Source organism: Catellatospora sp. TT07R-123, from assembly GCF_018327705.1.
Taxonomy (GTDB): domain Bacteria; phylum Actinomycetota; class Actinomycetes; order Mycobacteriales; family Micromonosporaceae; genus Catellatospora.
Map to the genome: position 1 here is coordinate 3,272,434 of NZ_BNEM01000002.1, position 16,981 is coordinate 3,289,414.

22 protein-coding genes are annotated in these 16,981 nt (G+C 73.2%); 10 read left to right on the forward strand and 12 right to left on the reverse strand.

Annotation, left to right across the window (positions count from 1 at the left end):
- Window positions 1-13 precede the first annotated feature (13 nt).
- Genes Cs7R123_RS34305 through Cs7R123_RS34315 form a run of 3 tightly spaced genes read left to right on the forward strand, consistent with a single transcriptional unit; the run spans window position 14 to window position 1,873 of the window.
- Window positions 14-604: a DinB family protein gene (locus Cs7R123_RS34305; RefSeq protein WP_212832777.1), complete on the forward strand. Its 591-nt coding sequence runs from the start codon at window positions 14-16 to the stop codon at window positions 602-604.
- 22 nt (window positions 605-626) lie between these two features.
- A complete protein-coding gene (locus tag Cs7R123_RS34310; RefSeq protein WP_212832778.1) occupies window positions 627-1,043 on the forward strand; it encodes a hypothetical protein in 417 nt (138 codons plus the stop codon).
- Window positions 1,044-1,099: 56 nt separating this feature from the next.
- Window positions 1,100-1,873: a trans-aconitate 2-methyltransferase gene (locus Cs7R123_RS34315; RefSeq protein ID WP_212832779.1), complete on the forward strand. Its 774-nt coding sequence runs from the start codon at window positions 1,100-1,102 to the stop codon at window positions 1,871-1,873.
- A 7-nt stretch (window positions 1,874-1,880) separates the two neighbouring features.
- Here the strand turns inward: Cs7R123_RS34315 and Cs7R123_RS34320 are convergent, their stop codons facing one another.
- The 4 genes from Cs7R123_RS34320 to Cs7R123_RS34335 form a co-directional block, all read right to left on the reverse strand.
- Complete coding sequence (locus Cs7R123_RS34320) at window positions 1,881-2,174, reverse strand: hypothetical protein (protein ID WP_212832780.1); 294 nt, start codon at window positions 2,172-2,174, stop codon at window positions 1,881-1,883.
- Window positions 2,175-2,258: 84 nt separating this feature from the next.
- Entirely contained in the window at window positions 2,259-2,531 is a 273-nt protein-coding gene (locus tag Cs7R123_RS34325; protein ID WP_212832782.1) for a hypothetical protein, read from the reverse strand.
- 101 nt (window positions 2,532-2,632) lie between these two features.
- Window positions 2,633-3,595, reverse strand: coding sequence for a phosphotransferase family protein (locus Cs7R123_RS34330; protein ID WP_212832784.1), 963 nt, complete (start codon window positions 3,593-3,595; stop codon window positions 2,633-2,635).
- A gap of 50 nt (window positions 3,596-3,645) precedes the next feature.
- Window positions 3,646-3,849: a hypothetical protein gene (locus tag Cs7R123_RS34335; protein ID WP_212832786.1), complete on the reverse strand. Its 204-nt coding sequence runs from the start codon at window positions 3,847-3,849 to the stop codon at window positions 3,646-3,648.
- 199 nt (window positions 3,850-4,048) lie between these two features.
- On the opposite strand from Cs7R123_RS34335, the gene Cs7R123_RS34340 reads away from it, so the two are divergent.
- Window positions 4,049-4,558 carry a hypothetical protein gene (locus Cs7R123_RS34340; protein ID WP_212832788.1) on the forward strand — a complete coding sequence of 170 codons (510 nt, stop codon included), beginning with the start codon at window positions 4,049-4,051 and terminating at the stop codon, window positions 4,556-4,558.
- A gap of 8 nt (window positions 4,559-4,566) precedes the next feature.
- Here Cs7R123_RS34340 and Cs7R123_RS34345 read toward each other — a convergent pair whose 3' ends face one another.
- On the reverse strand, window positions 4,567-5,220 hold the full coding sequence (locus tag Cs7R123_RS34345) for an MBL fold metallo-hydrolase (protein ID WP_212832790.1): 654 nt from the start codon (window positions 5,218-5,220) through the stop codon (window positions 4,567-4,569).
- Between the two features lie 200 nt (window positions 5,221-5,420).
- Between Cs7R123_RS34345 and Cs7R123_RS34350 the strand changes: the two genes are divergently transcribed.
- Complete coding sequence (locus Cs7R123_RS34350) at window positions 5,421-6,008, forward strand: TetR/AcrR family transcriptional regulator (protein WP_244872324.1); 588 nt, start codon at window positions 5,421-5,423, stop codon at window positions 6,006-6,008.
- On the opposite strand, the gene Cs7R123_RS34355 is transcribed toward Cs7R123_RS34350, so the two are convergent.
- On the reverse strand, window positions 6,005-6,667 hold the full coding sequence (locus Cs7R123_RS34355) for a GntR family transcriptional regulator (protein ID WP_212832792.1): 663 nt from the start codon (window positions 6,665-6,667) through the stop codon (window positions 6,005-6,007). The two genes, Cs7R123_RS34350 and Cs7R123_RS34355, sit on opposite strands and share 4 nt — an antisense overlap.
- A 386-nt stretch (window positions 6,668-7,053) precedes the next feature.
- Between Cs7R123_RS34355 and Cs7R123_RS34360 the strand changes: the two genes are divergently transcribed.
- Window positions 7,054-8,112, forward strand: a complete 1,059-nt coding sequence (locus tag Cs7R123_RS34360; protein WP_212832794.1) for a 3-deoxy-7-phosphoheptulonate synthase — start codon at window positions 7,054-7,056, stop codon at window positions 8,110-8,112.
- Between the two features lie 103 nt (window positions 8,113-8,215).
- Here the strand turns inward: Cs7R123_RS34360 and Cs7R123_RS34365 are convergent, their stop codons facing one another.
- Both Cs7R123_RS34365 and Cs7R123_RS34370 read right to left on the reverse strand, forming a co-directional pair.
- Entirely contained in the window at window positions 8,216-8,458 is a 243-nt protein-coding gene (locus Cs7R123_RS34365; RefSeq protein ID WP_212832796.1) for an SCO4848 family membrane protein, read from the reverse strand.
- 32 nt (window positions 8,459-8,490) lie between these two features.
- Window positions 8,491-9,681, reverse strand: coding sequence for an FAD-dependent monooxygenase (locus tag Cs7R123_RS34370; RefSeq protein ID WP_244872497.1), 1,191 nt, complete (start codon window positions 9,679-9,681; stop codon window positions 8,491-8,493).
- Between the two features lie 91 nt (window positions 9,682-9,772).
- Here Cs7R123_RS34370 and Cs7R123_RS34375 point away from each other — a divergent pair, with 91 nt between their 5' ends.
- From Cs7R123_RS34375 to Cs7R123_RS34385, 3 genes are all read left to right on the forward strand, one after another.
- Window positions 9,773-10,246 carry a MarR family winged helix-turn-helix transcriptional regulator gene (locus Cs7R123_RS34375; RefSeq protein WP_212832800.1) on the forward strand — a complete coding sequence of 158 codons (474 nt, stop codon included), beginning with the start codon at window positions 9,773-9,775 and terminating at the stop codon, window positions 10,244-10,246.
- Window positions 10,247-10,325: 79 nt separating this feature from the next.
- Window positions 10,326-10,874, forward strand: coding sequence for a hypothetical protein (locus Cs7R123_RS34380; RefSeq protein ID WP_212832802.1), 549 nt, complete (start codon window positions 10,326-10,328; stop codon window positions 10,872-10,874).
- Between the two features lie 241 nt (window positions 10,875-11,115).
- Window positions 11,116-11,649: a hypothetical protein gene (locus tag Cs7R123_RS34385; RefSeq protein ID WP_212832804.1), complete on the forward strand. Its 534-nt coding sequence runs from the start codon at window positions 11,116-11,118 to the stop codon at window positions 11,647-11,649.
- Between the two features lie 4 nt (window positions 11,650-11,653).
- On the opposite strand, the gene Cs7R123_RS34390 is transcribed toward Cs7R123_RS34385, so the two are convergent.
- From Cs7R123_RS34390 to Cs7R123_RS34400, 3 genes are read right to left on the reverse strand one after another with little or no spacing between them, the layout of a single operon-like run.
- On the reverse strand, window positions 11,654-12,253 hold the full coding sequence (locus Cs7R123_RS34390; RefSeq protein ID WP_244872325.1) for a TetR/AcrR family transcriptional regulator: 600 nt from the start codon (window positions 12,251-12,253) through the stop codon (window positions 11,654-11,656).
- A gap of 32 nt (window positions 12,254-12,285) precedes the next feature.
- The gene (locus Cs7R123_RS34395; RefSeq protein ID WP_244872326.1) at window positions 12,286-14,433 is read right to left on the reverse strand and encodes a YhgE/Pip domain-containing protein; all 2,148 of its coding nucleotides are present in this window, start codon (window positions 14,431-14,433) and stop codon (window positions 12,286-12,288) included.
- Window positions 14,434-14,470: 37 nt separating this feature from the next.
- Window positions 14,471-15,253 (reverse strand): ATP-binding cassette domain-containing protein, encoded by a 783-nt coding sequence (locus Cs7R123_RS34400; RefSeq protein WP_212832805.1) that lies wholly within the window; start codon window positions 15,251-15,253, stop codon window positions 14,471-14,473.
- Window positions 15,254-15,374: 121 nt separating this feature from the next.
- Here Cs7R123_RS34400 and Cs7R123_RS34405 point away from each other — a divergent pair, with 121 nt between their 5' ends.
- Window positions 15,375-15,812, forward strand: coding sequence for a GNAT family N-acetyltransferase (locus Cs7R123_RS34405; RefSeq protein ID WP_212832807.1), 438 nt, complete (start codon window positions 15,375-15,377; stop codon window positions 15,810-15,812).
- A gap of 166 nt (window positions 15,813-15,978) precedes the next feature.
- On the opposite strand, the gene Cs7R123_RS34410 is transcribed toward Cs7R123_RS34405, so the two are convergent.
- Window positions 15,979-16,971 carry a LacI family DNA-binding transcriptional regulator gene (locus Cs7R123_RS34410; RefSeq protein ID WP_212832809.1) on the reverse strand — a complete coding sequence of 331 codons (993 nt, stop codon included), beginning with the start codon at window positions 16,969-16,971 and terminating at the stop codon, window positions 15,979-15,981.
- Window positions 16,972-16,981: the final 10 nt, after the last annotated feature.

Sequence of the window (16,981 nt, forward strand, 5' to 3'; positions counted from 1 at the left end):
GGAGATGTCGACCATGCCCGGACTCGTGCCGCCCGTCGCCGACGAGCGCGAAGGCCTGCTGGCCTTCCTCGCCCACCAGCGGCAGGTGCTCAAGCTCGCCGCGTACGGCCTCACCGACGACCAGGCCCGGCTGGCCGCCACCGCCGGGCCGCTGAGCGTCGGCGGGCTGATCAAGCACTGCGCCGCGACCGAGACGCACTGGATCGACATCTTGCTCCAGCGACCGGCCATGGGCGTGCCGCAGGACTACGCGGCGACCTTCCAACTGGCCGACGACGAGACCCTGGCCGGGGTGATCGAGCGCTACGACGCGGTCGCCACCGCGACGGCAGCCGCCGTGGCGCTGATCCCGGACCTGGACGACCCGGTGCCGGTGCCCAAGGGCGTGCCGTGGTTCCCGGCCGACGTGGACGCCTGGTCGGTGTGCTGGGTGCTGCTGCACCTGATCGAGGAGACGGCCCGGCACGCCGGTCACGCCGACATCGTGCGCGAGAGCATCGACGGCGCGACCGCGTTCCCGCTGATGGCGGCGGCCGAGGGCTGGCCGGAGACGCCCTGGATGAAGCCCTGGCGGCCGCAGCGGCCGCCGGTGTCGATGCTCTGATCACCCGCGCTACTGTCGTGCCGTGGACGAGCAGTGGCGGCAGCAGCGTGACCATGCCGTGGCGCAGCACGCCGCGGCCGACGAGCGCCGCCGCGCGGCCGAGGCCGCCAAGGCCCGCGCGATGGTCGAGCGGTTCGTCGCGCAGGCGCGCGAGCGCGGCCTGCGCCCGACCGCACTGACCGCGTTCGCGTACGACGGGAGCGCCCGCTACCGCACCACCCTGCGCGGCTGGTACGTGCACCGCGGCAAGGGCCTGGCCGTGGACGTCGACGGCAACTACTACATCCTCGGCGTCCCGTCCTCGCTGCGGGCGCGGCTGCTCGGCGCGCAGGTGCGCCCGACCGATCCGCCGCTGGTCATCGGGGCGGGCGGCAAGGACGGCGAGTCGATGCCGCTGGAGGTCATGCTCCAGCGGCGCCTCGACGCCGGGGACGACTGATCCGTACGGGTTTCCCCGAATACCGCACGGATTCGGATGACGCTAATCTCTGGCGCATGAGTGCTGCGCGCCCCCAGGGTCTGGTGTTCGGAGAAGTCGCCGAGGAGTTCGACCGGATCCGGCCGGGTTACCCGTCGGCTCTGGTCGACGACGTGCTGGCCTACGCGGGTCCGGGCACCCGCGCGCTGGAGGTGGGCGCGGGCACGGGCAAGGCCACCACCGCGTTCGCCGTACGCGGGCTGGACATCACCGCCGTGGAGCCGGATCCGGCCATGGCGGCGCTGCTGGAGCAGCGGCTGGGCGAGCGGTCCGCGGTGCGGATCGTGGCGGCGCTGTTCGAGGGCTACACCCCGGACGCCCCGTTCGACCTGCTCTACTGCGCGCAGGCGTGGCAGTGGACGGACTCGTCGCAGCGCTGGGCGCGCGCGGCCGCCGCGCTGGCCCCCGGCGGCGCGCTGGCGCTGTTCTGGAACTTCGACCGCATCGCCGACGACGACCTGCGCGCCCTGGTCCGCCAGGTGCACGAGCCGTACGCGCCGCACGCGATGCTCGACGAGGAACCGGCCGACGGCACCGACCTGTCGCAGTACTGGCCCGGCCCCGACCTGGCCGCGCTGCCCGAGTTCGGCGACCTGGCCGAGAAGATCTACCTGTGGGAGCGCACGCTGTCGGCCGACGACTACGTGTCCTACCTGTCCACCCAGCCGACCTACCGGATGCTGCCGGAGGACACCCGCGAGGCGCTGTTCGCCGCCCTGCTCCAGCGGCTGCCCGAGAAGCTCACGCTGTCGGTCGAGACGCTGCTGTACCTGGGGCGGCGCGCCGCCTGAGCCGGGCTCAGCCCTGCGCCGCGCCCGGCGGCGGACCGACCTTGATGGCGCGGCGCAGGGAGTACGTCACCGAGTGCATCCGGTGCGGGTCGGAGGCGAGGTAGACCGCGCCCCGGTCGTACACCTGCCAGCCGTCGCGGCCGAGCCGGTTGAGGTGGCGCAGGTCGTCGAAGCGCTCGTCGGTGCCCCAGCGCTCCACGCCGCGCACGTGGTGGAACGAGGCGTCCCAGTCCATGAACCGGTCACCGCCCAGCGACCCCGCCGAGCGGTACTCGAAGCGTGCGTATTCCCAGCGAACCATGGCGCCATTGTGCCCCACGACCGCCGGTGACCGGCCACTGTGTCCAAAAACATCAGTCCTGGCCCGAGCGCGGACCGGCACCGGTCAGCCGAGTTCCATCGCCACCAGCAGGAACACCGCCAGGCCCGCGACGACACCGATCACCATCGCGGGCACCAGCGCCAGGTCGAAGAAGGTGGCGGTGAAGGTGGCCAGCCCGCCCGGGACGGTGAAGAACGCCGCCGCCTGAACGGGTCTGCGCCGCGAATACCTGACGGCGGCCCGGGCGATGAACTTGACCACGATGGCCAGGAAACCGATCACGGCCAGCGCCGACAGCGCGAGCAGCGTCCACAGCACGGCCGACCCACTCGACACGGCGCACCATCCCATCGACCCGCGCTGCTGAACTCCGCGCCCCGAACCTACCCACCGCCCACCACCCGCGCCACGCGGGCCCTTCCGGACGGGGCCCGGGGTCAGAGCACGTCGGGGCCGAGGAGCTCCTCCAGCCAGCCGTAGATGCCCTCGCCGTATTCGGCCAGGGCCTCGGGGGTGGCGTCGACCAGGGAGCGCTGGTAGGACAGGGCTTTGCCGATCTTCGCGACGACGATGGCGTCCTGGCAGATCTCGCGCAGTTCCGGCAGGTCGCGGCCGTCGGCGGCCCACGCGGACAGGTAGTGGTCGCGCAGCTCGTACAGCAGCGGGTCCCGGTGCTCGACCTTGGCGTCGCGGTGCACGACCCGCAGCGCTACCAGCATCGACCCGAACGGGTGCGCCACGCTCGCGTCGCCGAAGTCGAAGAAGCGCAGGCTGCCGTCCGCGGCGGCGAAGACGTTGTTGCCGTGCAGGTCGTCGTGCTGGACGCTCGGCGCGATGCCCGAGGCGGCCAGCCGGTCGCCCAGCCGCTCGATCCGGGGCAGCCACCCGTGCAGCCCGGCCACCTTCTCCGCGTCGAGATTGGCCAGCACGTACGGATCGGCGAGCAGCTTCTCGTACTGCGCGGCCACGGTGTGCGGGCGGAAGTCGGGCACCCCGGCGGCGAGCAGGTCGGCGGCGTGCGGGGCCACGGCGCGCTGGAGGGCGGCGTACCGGCGCAGCAGGTCCTCCCAGCGCCCGCGGTCGAACGTGTCGCCGGTCAGCTCGCGCAGCGTCGGACCGCCGTCGGGCAGCAGCATCCAGCCCCGTTCGGGGTCGACGGCCAGCGGCACCAGCACGTCGTGCGGCGCCACCGAGGCCAGCAGGCGCATCAGCGCCGCCTCGTAGCGGGAGCCCGCGTTGTTGTACTTGAACCACACCTGCCCGCCCGCGACGGGCACCCGCGCCGTCGTCGACCAGGGGCGTACCCGGTCCACCACGGCCGGGCCGACGGCCGGCCCACCGCGCTCGGCCAGCGCCACCGTGATCCAGTCCTGGGCCAGCGCCCACTGCTCAGCACGCATCGGCCCAGGCTAGGGGCAGCACCGGCCGTGGCGCGAACGGATAACGGATATCAGACGCAGCGGTGGAAGCCGACGCCGCGCACGGTCCGCAGCGCGCCTCCCGGCGACTGGACGTGCAGCGTGCCGTCGTCGAACCAGTGCCGCTGCCCGGGACGGATCATGACGGTCTCGGCCAGCTCGACCATCCACTCCCCGGCCGCGACGACGCTGACCAGCAGCAGCCGGTCGGCGGTGGCGGGCGCGGTGGTGACCATGAGAAGACCTCGTCATCGGGGGTACGGACTGGTCACGCTAGCCACCGCCGGGCCGCCGGGGAAGTCCCCGGCGTCGATTCGTGCCCGGCACCACAGCGCCCGCGCGGTGCAACCCGTGCCCGCAGAGGTCTTCGGCCCGGCCGCCCGACCCGGTACGGTCTACCCGTCGTGACCCACAGCACAGCCCCAGGGGGTACGGGTGGACAACAGGCACCGTCTTCTGTCGGTCGTGCTCGGCCTCACCGCCGCGGTCGCGGCCGCCGTCATCACGAGCTGCGCCGGCGCCCCCGCACCGCCGGCGGCGCAGCAGCCGGCCGCGCAGGCGGCGATACCCGCCAAGGCGGTCGTGCTGGCCGAGGCCGCGATCCGCGGCGGCAAGGTCGTGCTCTGGACCGACCCGGCCGAGACGTTCTGCTGGCACGTCACCAACCAGCCGAAGAAGGGCGGTGCGAACACCGTCGGCGCCTGCGGTGACGGCAAGGCCGACCAGGCCACCCGCCTGTTCGGCGTCGTCGTGGTCCTGGCGGGCTGCGACGCCGGGGAGGTCCTGGTGCGGACCAACCCCGACGCCGAACCCGTGCGGTACGTCGTGAAGAACTCCGCCTTCCTGATCATCCAGCCCACGGCGGGCGAGATCGGCGAGAAGTTCGGCCTGGCCTGCGGTGCCGCCCCGGACACGTTCCGCGACGTGTTCATCTCCGGCACCTGACCCGGCTGTCACCAGCCGCGGGCGTGCCACTCCGGCAGCGACGGGCGCTCGCGGCCCAGGGTGCCGTCCTTGCCGTGACCGGGGTAGAACCAGGTCTCGTCGGGCAGCCGGCCGAAGACCTTCGTCTCGACGTCGCGGATCAGCGACGCGAACGCGGCCGGGTCGCCCCAGGTGTTGCCGACGCCGCCGGGGAACAGCGAGTCGCCGGTGAACAGGTGCGGGTGCCCGTGCGGGTCGCGGTAGAGCAGCGCGATCGAGCCCGGGGTGTGCCCGACGAGGTGGATGACCTCCAGCTCGGCGGCACCGACCCGGACCGTCTGTCCTTCCTCGACGGTCTCGGCCTTGACCGGCAGCTCGCCCGCGTCGGCCGGGTGCGCGATCGCGACCGCGCCGGTCGCGGCGACGACCTCGGCCAGCGCCTGCCAGTGGTCGCCGTGCCGGTGGGTGGTCACGACGGTCGCCAGACCCGCGTCCCCGGCGAGCGCGACGAGGGTGTCCGCGTCGTTGGCGGCGTCGATGAGCAGCTGCTCGCCGGTCTGGCGGCAGCGCAGCAGGTACGCGTTGTTGTCGTGCGGGCCGACCGACACCTTGCTGACGGTCAGCTGGTCGAGTTCCCGCACATCGGCGCCGCCCCCGCGGCTCACATCTCCGGAATATGCCATTCCCTCACCCTAACGAGCCCGCCGCACCCCACGCCCCGCCGCACATTGCTGCGCTGATCGCAGCTGATCGCTGCACTTTCGGGGAAACTGCACGAAAGCCCGCCAAGATTCCAGCACTTTCCCCGAAACTGCACGACCGACCGCGTGGTTGACACACAGGGCTATCCTCGTTAGCTTGAGGGCTATGTGTATTAGCTTCGATGGATGGGCTGGCTGTGCCTAGGGCGGGGTTGTCTACCGGCGGGGTCGTCGAGGCTGCGCTGGCTCTCGTCGACGAGCAGGGGGCGGGGGCGCTGACGCTGGCGGCGGTGGCGGCTCGCACGGGCGTGGCGACGCCCTCGCTGTACAAGCACGTGCGCGGGCTGGACGCGCTGGAGCAGCTGGTGTCGGCGGCGGTGACCGAGCAGTTCGCCGGGGTGCTGGAGCGGGCGGCGGCCGGGCGGGCGGGCGCGGACGCGCTGCGGGCCGTGGCGGCGGCATACCGCGCGTACGCCCACGACCTGCCCGGCCGCTACCCGTTCGCGCAGCGGGTGCCCGACCAGGCCGACCCGGCGCACGCCGCCGCCGGGCAGCGGGCCGTCGGCGCGATCTTCGCGGTGCTGCACGGCTACGGCATCGAGGGCGACGCGGCCGTGGACGCGACCAGGATGCTGCGCAGCACGCTGCACGGGTTCGTCAGCCTGGAGCTGGCCGGCGGGTTCGGGCTGCCGCAGTCGGTGGACCGCTCGTTCGACCGGCTCGTCGACGGCGCCGACGCCGCACTACAGGCCTGGCCGCGGCAGTCTTAGAACATCCGCTCCAGGATCAGCGCGAGCGCGTCCTCGGCGTGCCGCCGGGAGATCTCGGCGGCCCGGTCGCCGTCGCGCTCGCGCAGGCTCGCCACCAGTGCGATGTGCTCGTCGTGCGAGGCCTGCACGTCCTGGGCCGCGTAGTGCTCGGCGACCTGGCTGTTGAAGTAGTAGAGGTGGTTCTGCTCGATGGTGCGGGCCAGCCGCGCGTTGTGCGCCGCGTCGACGATCAGGCTGTGGAACCGGTCGTTGAACACCACGAAGTCGCCGCCGCCGGTGCCCTCGGTCCATGCCCCGCACAGCTGCGCGACGGCCGCGAGTTCGGCGTCGGTGGCGCGCTGGCAGGCGAACCGGGCCGCGAACGACTCCAGCGCCATGCGCACCTCGTAGATGGCGACGATCTCGTCGCGGTCGTGCTGGCGCACGATCCAGCGGCGGCGGTGCGACACGATCAGCCCGTCGGCGGCCAGCCGCTGCATGCTCTCCCGAATGGGCGTACGGCTGACCTGCAACTTCTCTGCGATCGCCGCCTCGACCAGCGGCTCGTTCGGCCCTAGCTTGCCCAGCACGATCTGGTCGCGCAGCCACCGGTAGACGTTGTCCGACAGCGTGCGGGTGGCGTGCATGGGCGCGGGCGGCAGCTCCTGCGCGGTCGACACGTGCCCTCCCCTTCGCCGTACCGACTTCCGAGCGCCCAGCGTAGGCGCAGACCCGGGCAGGTGGCCATGAGTCGGTCACCACAACGGGCCCGTTGTGCCCGTTCGTCCCTTCTTCCAGATTGCCGACGTGGCACGGGACACCCGATCCATCGATGCGAGCCCTTCCGCGTGGCCCTAGATCCGGTAGACTTCGTCTCGTGGTTAGGCGGTATTGGCGCTTTACGCTGGCTCTGGGTGGAGCCGGCGGTCCTTTGCGCTGACCGCAACCACACCCAGAGCCAGCAGGGCGGAGACGGCTCGTCTTCGCCCTTTGCCATGTCATGGACGGGCTGGCCTGGATGACCAGTGTGCGGGGCCCGTCCCCAGCCGATCGGGAGACGACTCCAATGACCCAGACCAACGACGTGCACGTGGTCTCGTTCGAGACGCTGCAGTCACCGCGCGAACTGCTGGCCGACCTACCGCTGGGCGTCGGCCGGGCCGCCCTGGTCGAGCGCAGCCGGCACGAGGTGCGCGAGGTGCTGACCGGCCGCGACAGCCGCCTGCTGGTGGTCGTCGGGCCGTGCTCGGTGCACGACACCGAGGCCGCCCTCGACTACGCCCGTCGCCTGGCCGACGCCGCGACCCGGTTCAGCAGCGAGCTGTGCCTGGTGATGCGCGTCTACTTCGAGAAGCCGCGCACCACGATCGGCTGGAAGGGCCTCATCAACGACCCCGGCCTCGACGGGACGTACGAGGTGCAGCGCGGCCTGCGCACCGCGCGCACCCTGCTGCTGGACATCCTCGACCTGGGCGTGCCGGTGGGCTGCGAGTTCCTCGACCCGACCAGCCCGCAGTACATCGCCGACGCGGTGACCTGGGGCGCCATCGGCGCGCGGACCACCGAGAGCCAGGTGCACCGGCAGCTCGCCTCCGGCCTGTCCATGCCGATCGGCTTCAAGAACACCACCGACGGCGACATCCAGGGCGCGATCGACGCCTGCCAGGTCGGCCGCAACAGCCACGTCTTCTTCGGCGCCGACCCCGACGGCCGTGCCGCGGTGGTCACCACCACCGGCAACGAGGACTGCCACGTGATCCTGCGCGGCGGCCGCGGCGGCCCGAACTACGGCCCGGAGTCGGTGGCGGCCACGCTCGCCCTGACCGAGAAGGCCGGTCTGAAGCACAACCTGGTCATCGACGCCAGCCACGGCAACAGCGGCAAGAGCCACGAGCGGCAGGCGGTGGTCTCCGACGAGATCGCCGCGCAGATCGCGGGCGGGCAGACCGGCATCGGCGGCGTCATGCTGGAGAGCTTCATCGTCGCCGGCCGCCAGGAGCTCGACTCCGGCAAGCCGCTGACGTACGGCCAGAGCGTCACCGACGCCTGCATGAGCTGGGAGACCACCGAGCAGGCGCTCCAGACGCTGGCGCAGGCGGTCGTCGCCCGGCGGCGCGCCCTCTGACCCCAGCCCTCGGCAAGTTGCCGGGCAATCGGGCGTATCTTGACCGTTGATACGCCCGATTGCCCGGCAACTTGGCTGATCTTGGGACGTTTCGCGCGGGGCGTCAGCGGCGGGTGGCGCGCCAGGCGCGGATGCCGAGGACGCCGACGGTGGTGCCGATCGCCAGCGACGCGGCGATGAGCAGGGCGTGCACCCAGAGGAAGCTCGTGGGCGAGCCCTGCCCGACGACGCCGCCGGACCAGGCCCGGGGGTCGTTCCAGATCGCCAGGGCGAACCGGGGCCAGATCACCCAGGTCCACACCCCGACCAGGGTCAGGAAGATCGACCAGCCGCGCGTCAGCCTCATAACCGGCGAGTATGCCAGCCGCGCCCGGCCGCTCAGCCGACCGGCACCGGGGGCAGGCGGTGGTCGAACAGCCACGACATCCGCGCCATGGCCTGCGGGCTGCCGCTGCGCCGGAAGATCAGCGGCAGCACCAGGTCCCGGACCGTCCGGGCCACCGGCCCGGCCTGCTTGGCCGAGCCCGTCGACGCGCCCCACGCGACGACCCGCTCCACCCGGGCCCGGCGGCGCCGCTCGTACTCGGCCAGGGCGGCCGGGATGCCCGGGACCTCGCGCAGGCAGTGGGCCAGGGTGACGGCGTCCTCGGCGGCCAGCGACGCGCCCTGCCCCGAGGACGGGGACACCGCGTGCGCGGCGTCACCGATGACCACCATGTGCCCGCTGCGCCAGCGCGGGACGGTCGGCAGGTCGTACTGGTTGCTGATGCGCAGCTCGTGCGGGGTGCCCGCGACGATGCGCGCGGCGGGGCCACGGTCGACCGACAGCAGCTCGGCCAGTTCGGCGCGCACCTGCGCGTCGGTCATCGCGGCGAGCTCGGCGCGGGGCCGCTCGGCCCGGCGGGGCGGGTTGGCGAACCACCACACCTCCCCGTCGGGGCTCACCGTGTACCCGAAGAAGCAGCGCTTTCCCCAGATCATGGCGTACGCGGCACCGAGCGCCGCCACGTCGTCGACCCGCGCGAAGCCGCCGACGTTGCCCAGGCCGGTGTAGCGGGGACCGGGCGCGGCCGGGTCGATCGCGGTGCGGGTGGCCGAGTGGATGCCGTCGGCGCCGACGAGCAGGTCGCCCTCGGCGTGGGTGCCGTCGGCGAACTCGACCCGCACGCCCCCGCCCGGCAGCTCCCGGGCCGTGGTCATCCGCTTGCGGTGCTCGACCGGCACGCCCCGGCGCACCGCCTCGTCGTAGAGGCCGCCGTACAGGTCGGACCGGCGGATCGTGTTGGTGGTGGTGCCGTCGGGCAGCACCGGTCCGAGCGGGACGGCGCCCAGGCGGCGGCCCGTGCCGGTGAAGAAGTCGATGGAGCTGGTCGGGAACCCGGCGGCGGTCACCGGGCGGTGCGCGTCGACGGCGCGCAGGGCGTCGAGCCCGTTGACGGCGACGGTGAGGTAGACGCCGTGGACCAGGCCCGCGCTGGCGTCGTACGCCTCGTAGATCACCGGGTCGTAGCCGGCCTGCTTGCACGCGATGGCCGCGACCGTGCCGGCCACGCCCGCTCCCATGATCATGATTCGCACGACGGTCCTCCCATATATTTCGTTCGGCCGAACGAAATATATGGTGAGCCGAAACGAATTGGCAAGTTGCTAACCTCGACCCGTGCCCGAACCTGACGACGCTCGCGCCGCGCTCATCGAGCGCATGCACCTGGCCGGGCGCGAGATCAGCGCCGCCGCCGTGATGTTCCACACCGCACTGGCAGCCCGGCACGGACTCAGCGCCACCGAGGAGAAGGCCCTCGACCTGCTCGACCGGCACGGCCCGATGACCCCGCGCGAGCTGGGCACCGCCTCCGGCCTGGCCCCGGCCTCGGTCACCGGGCTGATCGACCGGCTGGAGCGCAAGGGATTCGCCCGCCGCGCCCCGCACCCGCAGGACCGGCGCAGCGTGCTGGTCGAGATCGCGCTCGACCGCGCGGGCGACCTCGGCCCCCTGTTCGCCGACTGGGTGTGCTCCCTCAACGAGCTGCTCGCCCGCTACAGCGACGCCGAGCTGGCCGTGATCATCGACTTCCTCACCGAGTGCGCCGCCCGCCAGCGCACGGCCACCGCCCGTCTCTCCCAGCAAGATTGAGGGTCACGCACAGGCAGCTCCCTGCCCGGCTGTGACAGAATCGGCGCCACGCCCGGATCACGACGGGGAGGGGGCGCAGATGAACCGCATCGACCACGTACGGCGCCACCTGCGGGTGCTCGCGCACAGCACCGCCACCCTGTTCGCGGGCGCGCTCATGTTCGGCACCGGCTTCGCGAGTGCCGCCATCGCCGCTCCGCCCGCGGCGCCCGCCGCGGTGGGCTCGGCCCGCAGTGGCAACCGCATCGACCTGGCCCACGACCTGCCGCGCGTGCCCGCCGAGGCGGGCTGGCGGCCCGAGCCCGGCAGCGCCCGCGCCGCCGGCGAGCAGGGGCTGCGCTACCTCCGGCCCGGCGGCCCCGACCTGGACTTCCACGCGTTCGTGATGCCCGAGCCGACCGATCCCGACGCCACCGACGCCCCCGTGGCGCGGATCCGCCTCGGCTCCCGGCTCGGCTACGTCTACCAGGTCCCCGGCCACGCCATGGCGTACGGCCGCACCTACCTGCACGAGGTGCGCTGGCGCGTCGGCGACGTGCTCTACAGCCTCGTCGCCATCCCCGGCCGCGGCCAGTCCCTGGACCTGGACACCTTCCGCAGCCTCCTCAACCTCCTCCGCTGGCCCTGACCCGCGCCGCACCCGCCCGCCGCCGCGCCGCGCGGGCCGGGGGCGCCGCACGGGCCGGGGGCGATCATGCAGTTTCGGGGAAACTGTCGGAATAGGAGTCAAGATTCCAACACTTTCCCCGAAACTGCACCTCCCCCTCCCCTGACGGCTCAGGGGGCGAGTGGGGACGGCAGGCGGGTGGCATGATCCGGCGGTGAACGCGTGTCCGGTGCGGACACGCCGACCACGGGGAGAATGCACTGTGCGTACCACTCTGATCCGCGCCGCGCTCGGTCTCGGCCTGGCCGCGCTCACCGCGGCCTGCGCGGGAACAGCGGGCGCGGATGCGGATCCGACCCCGCCGCCCTCCGCGGCCGCCTCGCCCTCGCTCTCGCCCTCGCTGGAAGCGGCGGCGCCGGGCCGCGCACCCGAGCTGAAGGCGTTCACCGCGAACCTGCCGCAGGTCCCGGACCCCTGGTGGAAGGTGCAGGAGGCCCAGGTCTCCGGCGACCACGCATTTCTGCCGTACACCCGGCCGGGCGGTCCGGACGTCGTGTTCGACGCCGAGGTGATGGCCGCTCCCGCCGAGCCGAGCGCATACCGCGGCCAGACGCCCGTGGCCACGGTGCGGCTCGGCTCGTACACCGGCTACGTCTACCCGCTGCCCAGCGGCACGTACGAGGTGCGCTGGCGCGTGGGCGACCTGCTGTACCGCATGGTCGGCCAGCCGTCGGAGGGACAGAAGCTGTCCCTGGACCAGTTCAAGACGCTGATCGGCCAGCTGGCCTGGGCCTAACCGGTCAGGACGGGTTGACGGCGGCGCGGCCGCGGACGATCGCGAGCACCGCCGCCTCGACCTGCTCGATCGGGCGCTCCGGGGTGAACACCAGCCAGTCCAGGGCCGTCACCAGGCACACGCCGAACAGAGCCGACGCCGACAGCCGTACGTCCAGATCGGCGGCGAAGTCGCCGCCGTCCACCCCCGCCTGGAGCACCCCCGCGATCACCGTGATCGCGTCCTCGCGCAGCAGCCGCAGTGCCTGCTGCCAGTCGCGCTGGGTCCGCCACATCTCCGACAGCAGCAGCTGCGCGAACGACCGGTACCGCTGGATGAACCCGAGCTGCGCCCGGATCAGCGCCGCCACCGCGTCGGCCGGGGCCCGGTCGCGCACCGCCGCCTCGAACTCGGCCTTGAGCAGCCCGATGCCGTAGCGCAGCAGCTCCTCGAAGAGCGTGCTCTTGGACGCGAAGTTGTAGTAGACGGTGCCCTTGGCGACCCCGGCCCGCTCGGCGATCTGGTCGACGGTGGTGTCACTGAAGCCCTGTTCGGCGATGAGCTCCATGGTCGCCTCGAACAGCTTCTGCCGGGTGGCGTCGCGCCGCGCGGTCCGTCCGTCCACGTCCGTCCTCTCCGCGCGGCGCGAGCGCCGCCCTACATCGTCAGCGCGGGGTGCAGCCGGTCCGGGGTGAGCCGCCGGGTGCGCGCCGCGGTGCGTACGGTCAGGGCCAGTGCGGCCGCCGCCGTGCCGAGCAGCACCGCCGCTCCCGTGAGCACCGTACCGCTCGACCCGCCGAGCACGAGCTGCCGCAGCCCGTCCACCACGTACGTCATCGGCAGGTACGGGTGCAGCGCCTGGAAGAACCCGGGACTGGTGACCACCGGATACGTCCCGCCGGAGCCGGTGAGCTGGAGCATCAGCAGGATCAGCGACACGACCCGGCCGGAGGCGCCCAGCGCGGCTCCGAGCAGCTGGAGCACCGCAGTGAAGGCGAGCACGGTCAGCAGCAGGTAGCCGTACATGCCCCACGGGTGCACCGGGGACAGGCCCAGGGCCAGGACCAGGACGGCGTACAGGAAGGTGGCCTGGGCGACGCCGATGATCACGCCGGGCTTCCAGCCCGCGAGCGCGACCCGCCAGGCGGGCGCCCCGGTGAGCAGGTGCCGCCGGTTCAGCGGCCGCAGCAGCATGTACGTCAGCATCGCCCCGACCCACAGCGCCAGCGACAGGAAGTACGGCGCGAAGCCCACCCCGTACACCGAGGCGGCGTGGCGGACGTCGCGGTCGAGGGTGACCGGGTCGGCCAGCACCCCGGCGCGCTCGGCGCGGGTGTCGGCGTCATAGCCGGGGACCTGCGCCGCGCCGTCGTTCAGGCCGACGGCCAGCTCGTGCGCGCCGGAGTCGAGCTTGGCCAGGCCGGTGGCCAGGTCACCGGCGCCGCCGGACAGCTGGGCCAGGCCGCTGTCGAGCTGGCGCGCGCCCGTGGCCAGCCGGTAGACCCCGCCGTGCAGGCCGGCCGCGCCGTCGGCGGCTGAGGCGATGCCGCCGTGCAGCCGGTCGGCTCCGGTCGACAGGTCGGCCAGCCCGGTGGCCAGCGCGTCCACGCTCGCCCGCGCGGCCGCCACGTCGTCGGCCAGGTGCGGGGCGGCCTGCGCCACCTCGCGGGCGGTCGCGGCGACCGCGAGCAGCTTCGCCCGTACCTGCGGCAGACCGGACTCGTCCAGCCGGTGCGACAGCTCGACCGCGCTGGCGGCGGCCCGCGCCGCCGCCGTGCGGGCGGCGGCGAACGCCGGGTCGTCGGCGAGTTCGGGATGCTGCGCGGCCAGCGCGTCCAGGGCGTCCACCACCGCCTGGGTACGGGTCACCGCCTGCTGCGCCAGCCGCGGCAGCGTGTCGACGCCCTCGGCCAGCGTCTGCGCCGCCTCGGCGATCGCGTCGGCGGCGCGCTCGATGGTGGCGGCGTGCTCCCGCAGCACCGGCTCGACCCTGCCCGTCACCGCGTCGACCTTGTCGGCGAGCTGCCGCCCGCCCGCCGCCGCCCGCGCCGCCCCGTCGGCCAGCTGCGCCGACCCGGCCTCCAGCGTGGCCAGCCCGTTGGCCAGTTCCCGCGACCCGGACTCGGCCTGTGCCAGCCCGTCGGCGAGCGTGCCCGCCCCCGCCGCCGCGGTGCCCGCGCCACCCGCGAGCGCGTCCGCACCGTCGTGTGCCTGTCCGGCCCCGGTCGCGAGCTGCCCGGCGCCGTCGGCCGCATCGCCCAGCGCCGTCTTCAGATCGGCGAACCCGACCAGCATCCCGTCGAAGTACTTCGACGCGGCCGACTCGGCCGCCGCCGCCCGGATCTCGCTGAACGCGCTGCGCGCCAGCATGCCGGAGATGTAGTTGACCGCGTCGTCGCTGACCACGGTGAGCTGCCCGGCGTGCGGCGCGGCCGCCGGGTCGGGCCCGGTGACCAGGGCGGTGGAGAAGCCGGCCGGGATGCGCAGGATCAGCTGGTACGCCCCGTCGCGCATGCCGCGCTCGGCGGCCGCCTCGTCGACGCGCTGCCAGCCGAACACCTGCCGCTGCGACAGCTCGTCGGCCAGGTCTCGCCCGGCGTGCACCTCGTTGCCGTCGGGGTCGGCGGCGGGGCGGTCCTCCAGCACCAGCGCGACCGGGATGCGGTGCATGTTGCCGTACGGGTCCCAGAACGCCCACAGGTACAGGGCCCCGTACAGCAGCGGGACCAGGGTCAGCACCGCCAGGGCGGCCCGGGTCATCCGGTGCCGCCGGAACCGGCGCAGCTCCAACCGTCCGAGGCTCACGGCTTCTCCTCACTCCACGCGTGCATTCCGTATCCGCTCACTGCTTCACCTCGACGTTCGTGACCGCGCGCAGGCTGGGCAGCAGCGGCGGCAGCAGCCGGGCCACCGCGACCACCGCGCACCCGGTCGCGGCCAGCTCACCGAGCAGCTCGGCCGACTCGGCCGGGGTCAGCCCGACGTCGATGTCGTCGACGAGCAGCACGTCCGGCTCCTCCAGCAGCGCCAGCGCCAGCATCAGCCGGTGCCGCTCCACCGGCGCCAGCTCCCGCACCAGCCGCCCGTCCCCGGCCCACCGCTCAACGGCCCCGTCCCACCCGACCGCGCCCACCGGCCCGGGTCCGCCCGTTGATCCACCGAGTTGCCGGGCAATCGGGCGTATCTTGGCCGCGCTTTCGCCCGATTGCCCGGCAACTCGGCTGGGGTTGTGGGGGGCGCGGGGGTTGCGGGGGCGGCGGAGCAGGCGGGGGCGGTGGATGCCGCGGCGGGGGTGGCCGAGCAGGCGGCGGCGCTCGGCGACGTGCTCGGCGGCGGTGAGGGCGGGGTCGGGATCGTTCACGCCGGGGACCAGGGCGAACGCCGTACGCCCCGATGCCTCGCGGCTGCCCGCGCCGGTCTGGAACCGGTCGCCCAGCGCCAGCAGTGCGCTGGTGCGCCCGCCTCCCGCCGGGCCGGTCAGCGCGATCAGCTCGCCCGGCCGCACCGCCAGGTCCAGGTCCCGGAACACCCACCCGCGCCGGGTACGCAGCCCCAGCCCGCGTGCCCGCAGCACGGTCCGATCCTCGTCCGGCTCGTCGAGCGGGGTCTCCGCCTCGGTGGCCACAGCCGCCTCCACTTATTGAACTGACCGGTCAGTTCAAAAACATACTCACATCGGATCGGGCCGGAAAGTGAGGGTGAGCCGTTTCACGGACTACGATTCAGCGGTGATCTCGGCAGATCCCATGATCTTCAGAACCGCGTCGTTTCACGACCTGGACGGCGCGACCCTCTACCGGCTGCTCAAACTGCGCGTGGACGTGTTCGTCGTGGAACAGGAGTGCGCGTACCCGGAACTCGACGGGCGCGACCTGGAACCGGGCGCCCGCCACCTGTGGTACGAGGTGGACCGGCGGCCCGTGGCATACCTGCGCATGCTTGCCGACACCGAACAGGGCGCGCAGGTGTACCGGATCGGGCGGGTGGTGACCGCCCCCGAGGCGCGCGGCGTCGGCCTGGCCGGGCAGCTGCTGACGGCGGCGCTGGCCGCGATCGGCGAGCACCCCGTGGTGCTGGACGCGCAGTCGCACCTGGTCGACTTCTACGCCAAGTACGGCTTCGCCCCGACGGGCCCCGAATACCTGGAGGACGGCATCCCGCACGTCCCCATGCGCCGCGGCTGACCCACCCAGCACCAGCACCGCAACGGGGCGGGACCGGCGCGGGGCGCCGGACTTAGCATTGACGCTGGCCTATCTAGAGGACCGGTTCGGAGAATCCGTCCTCCAGATAGGCCAGCGTCAATTAAAAACGGGGTGCCGGGGTGGGGTGCCGGCCGGTCGTGTGGGGTCAGGAGGCGACGACCGCCGTGGAACCGCGGACGACCAGCTCGGTGTCGAACAGGTACTCGTCCGGGGTCACCTCTCCCCCGTCGACCTGCGCCACCAGCATCGCCACCGCCGCCTGCCCCATCGCGCCGATCGGCTGGCGCACCGTGGTCAGCGGCGGGTCGGTGCACGCCATGAACAGCGAGTCGTCATACCCGACCACCGAGACGTCCGTGGGCACGCTGAGCCCGAGCCGCCGCGCCGCCCGGATCGCCCCGAGGGCGAACACGTCGGAGGCGCAGATCAGCCCGGTCACGCCGTCCTTGAACAGGCGCACGGCCGCGGCCTGCGCCGCCTCCATCGAGTAGATGGTGCGCGAGACCGCCGGGTCCTCCTGCCGGGTGCGGGCCTTGAACGCGGCCAGCTTGCGTGCCGACGGCACGTGGTCGGCCGGGCCGAGCAGCAGCCCGATGCGGGTGTGCCCGAGCGAGGACAGGTGGCTGTACGCCTGGTCCACCGCGATCGCGTCGTCGGCGGTCACGATCGGGAAGCCGAGCCCGTCGATGGCCGCGTTGACCAGCACCACGGGCAGGCCGCGCTGGCGCAGCCGGTGGTAGTGGTCGTGCTCGGCGTCGGCCTGGGCGTACAGGCCGCCGGCGAAGATCACGCCGGACACCTGCTGTTCCAGCATGATGTCGACGTACGCGGACTCGGCCACGCCCTCCTCGGTGCGGGTGCACAGCACCGGCGTGAAGCCGCGCTGGGCCAGTGCCCCCGCGACGATCTCGGCGAACGCCGGGAAGATCGGGTTGGAAAGTTCGGGCAGCACGAGGCCGACCAGCCGGGCGCGTTCGCCCCGCAGCTTGGTCGGCCGCTCGTAGCCGAGCACGTCAAGCGCGGTCAGGACGGCCGTCCGGGTCGCCTCGGAGATTCCGGGCTTGCCGTTGAGCACGCGGCTGACCGTCGCCTCGCTCACCCCCACGTACTTCGCCACTTCGGCGAGTCTGCGCGTCACGCCGGTTACT

Excerpts from the sequence above, each read along its gene's own strand:
- Cs7R123_RS34305 (WP_212832777.1), top strand. The coding sequence starts at position 14 with ATGCCCGGACTCGTGCCGCCCGTCGCCGACGAGCGCGAAGGCCTGCTG.
- Cs7R123_RS34315 (WP_212832779.1), top strand. The coding sequence starts at position 1,100 with ATGAGTGCTGCGCGCCCCCAGGGTCTGGTGTTCGGAGAAGTCGCCGAG.
- Cs7R123_RS34320 (WP_212832780.1), bottom strand. The coding sequence starts at position 2,174 with ATGGTTCGCTGGGAATACGCACGCTTCGAGTACCGCTCGGCGGGGTCG.
- Cs7R123_RS34330 (WP_212832784.1), bottom strand. The coding sequence starts at position 3,595 with ATGCGTGCTGAGCAGTGGGCGCTGGCCCAGGACTGGATCACGGTGGCG.
- Cs7R123_RS34335 (WP_212832786.1), bottom strand. The coding sequence starts at position 3,849 with ATGGTCACCACCGCGCCCGCCACCGCCGACCGGCTGCTGCTGGTCAGC.
- Cs7R123_RS34345 (WP_212832790.1), bottom strand. The coding sequence starts at position 5,220 with ATGGCATATTCCGGAGATGTGAGCCGCGGGGGCGGCGCCGATGTGCGG.
- Cs7R123_RS34350 (WP_244872324.1), top strand. The coding sequence starts at position 5,421 with ATGGATGGGCTGGCTGTGCCTAGGGCGGGGTTGTCTACCGGCGGGGTC.
- Cs7R123_RS34360 (WP_212832794.1), top strand. The coding sequence starts at position 7,054 with ATGACCCAGACCAACGACGTGCACGTGGTCTCGTTCGAGACGCTGCAG.
- Cs7R123_RS34365 (WP_212832796.1), bottom strand. The coding sequence starts at position 8,458 with ATGAGGCTGACGCGCGGCTGGTCGATCTTCCTGACCCTGGTCGGGGTG.
- Cs7R123_RS34370 (WP_244872497.1), bottom strand. The coding sequence starts at position 9,681 with ATGATCATGGGAGCGGGCGTGGCCGGCACGGTCGCGGCCATCGCGTGC.
- Cs7R123_RS34380 (WP_212832802.1), top strand. The coding sequence starts at position 10,326 with ATGAACCGCATCGACCACGTACGGCGCCACCTGCGGGTGCTCGCGCAC.
- Cs7R123_RS34405 (WP_212832807.1), top strand. The coding sequence starts at position 15,375 with ATGATCTTCAGAACCGCGTCGTTTCACGACCTGGACGGCGCGACCCTC.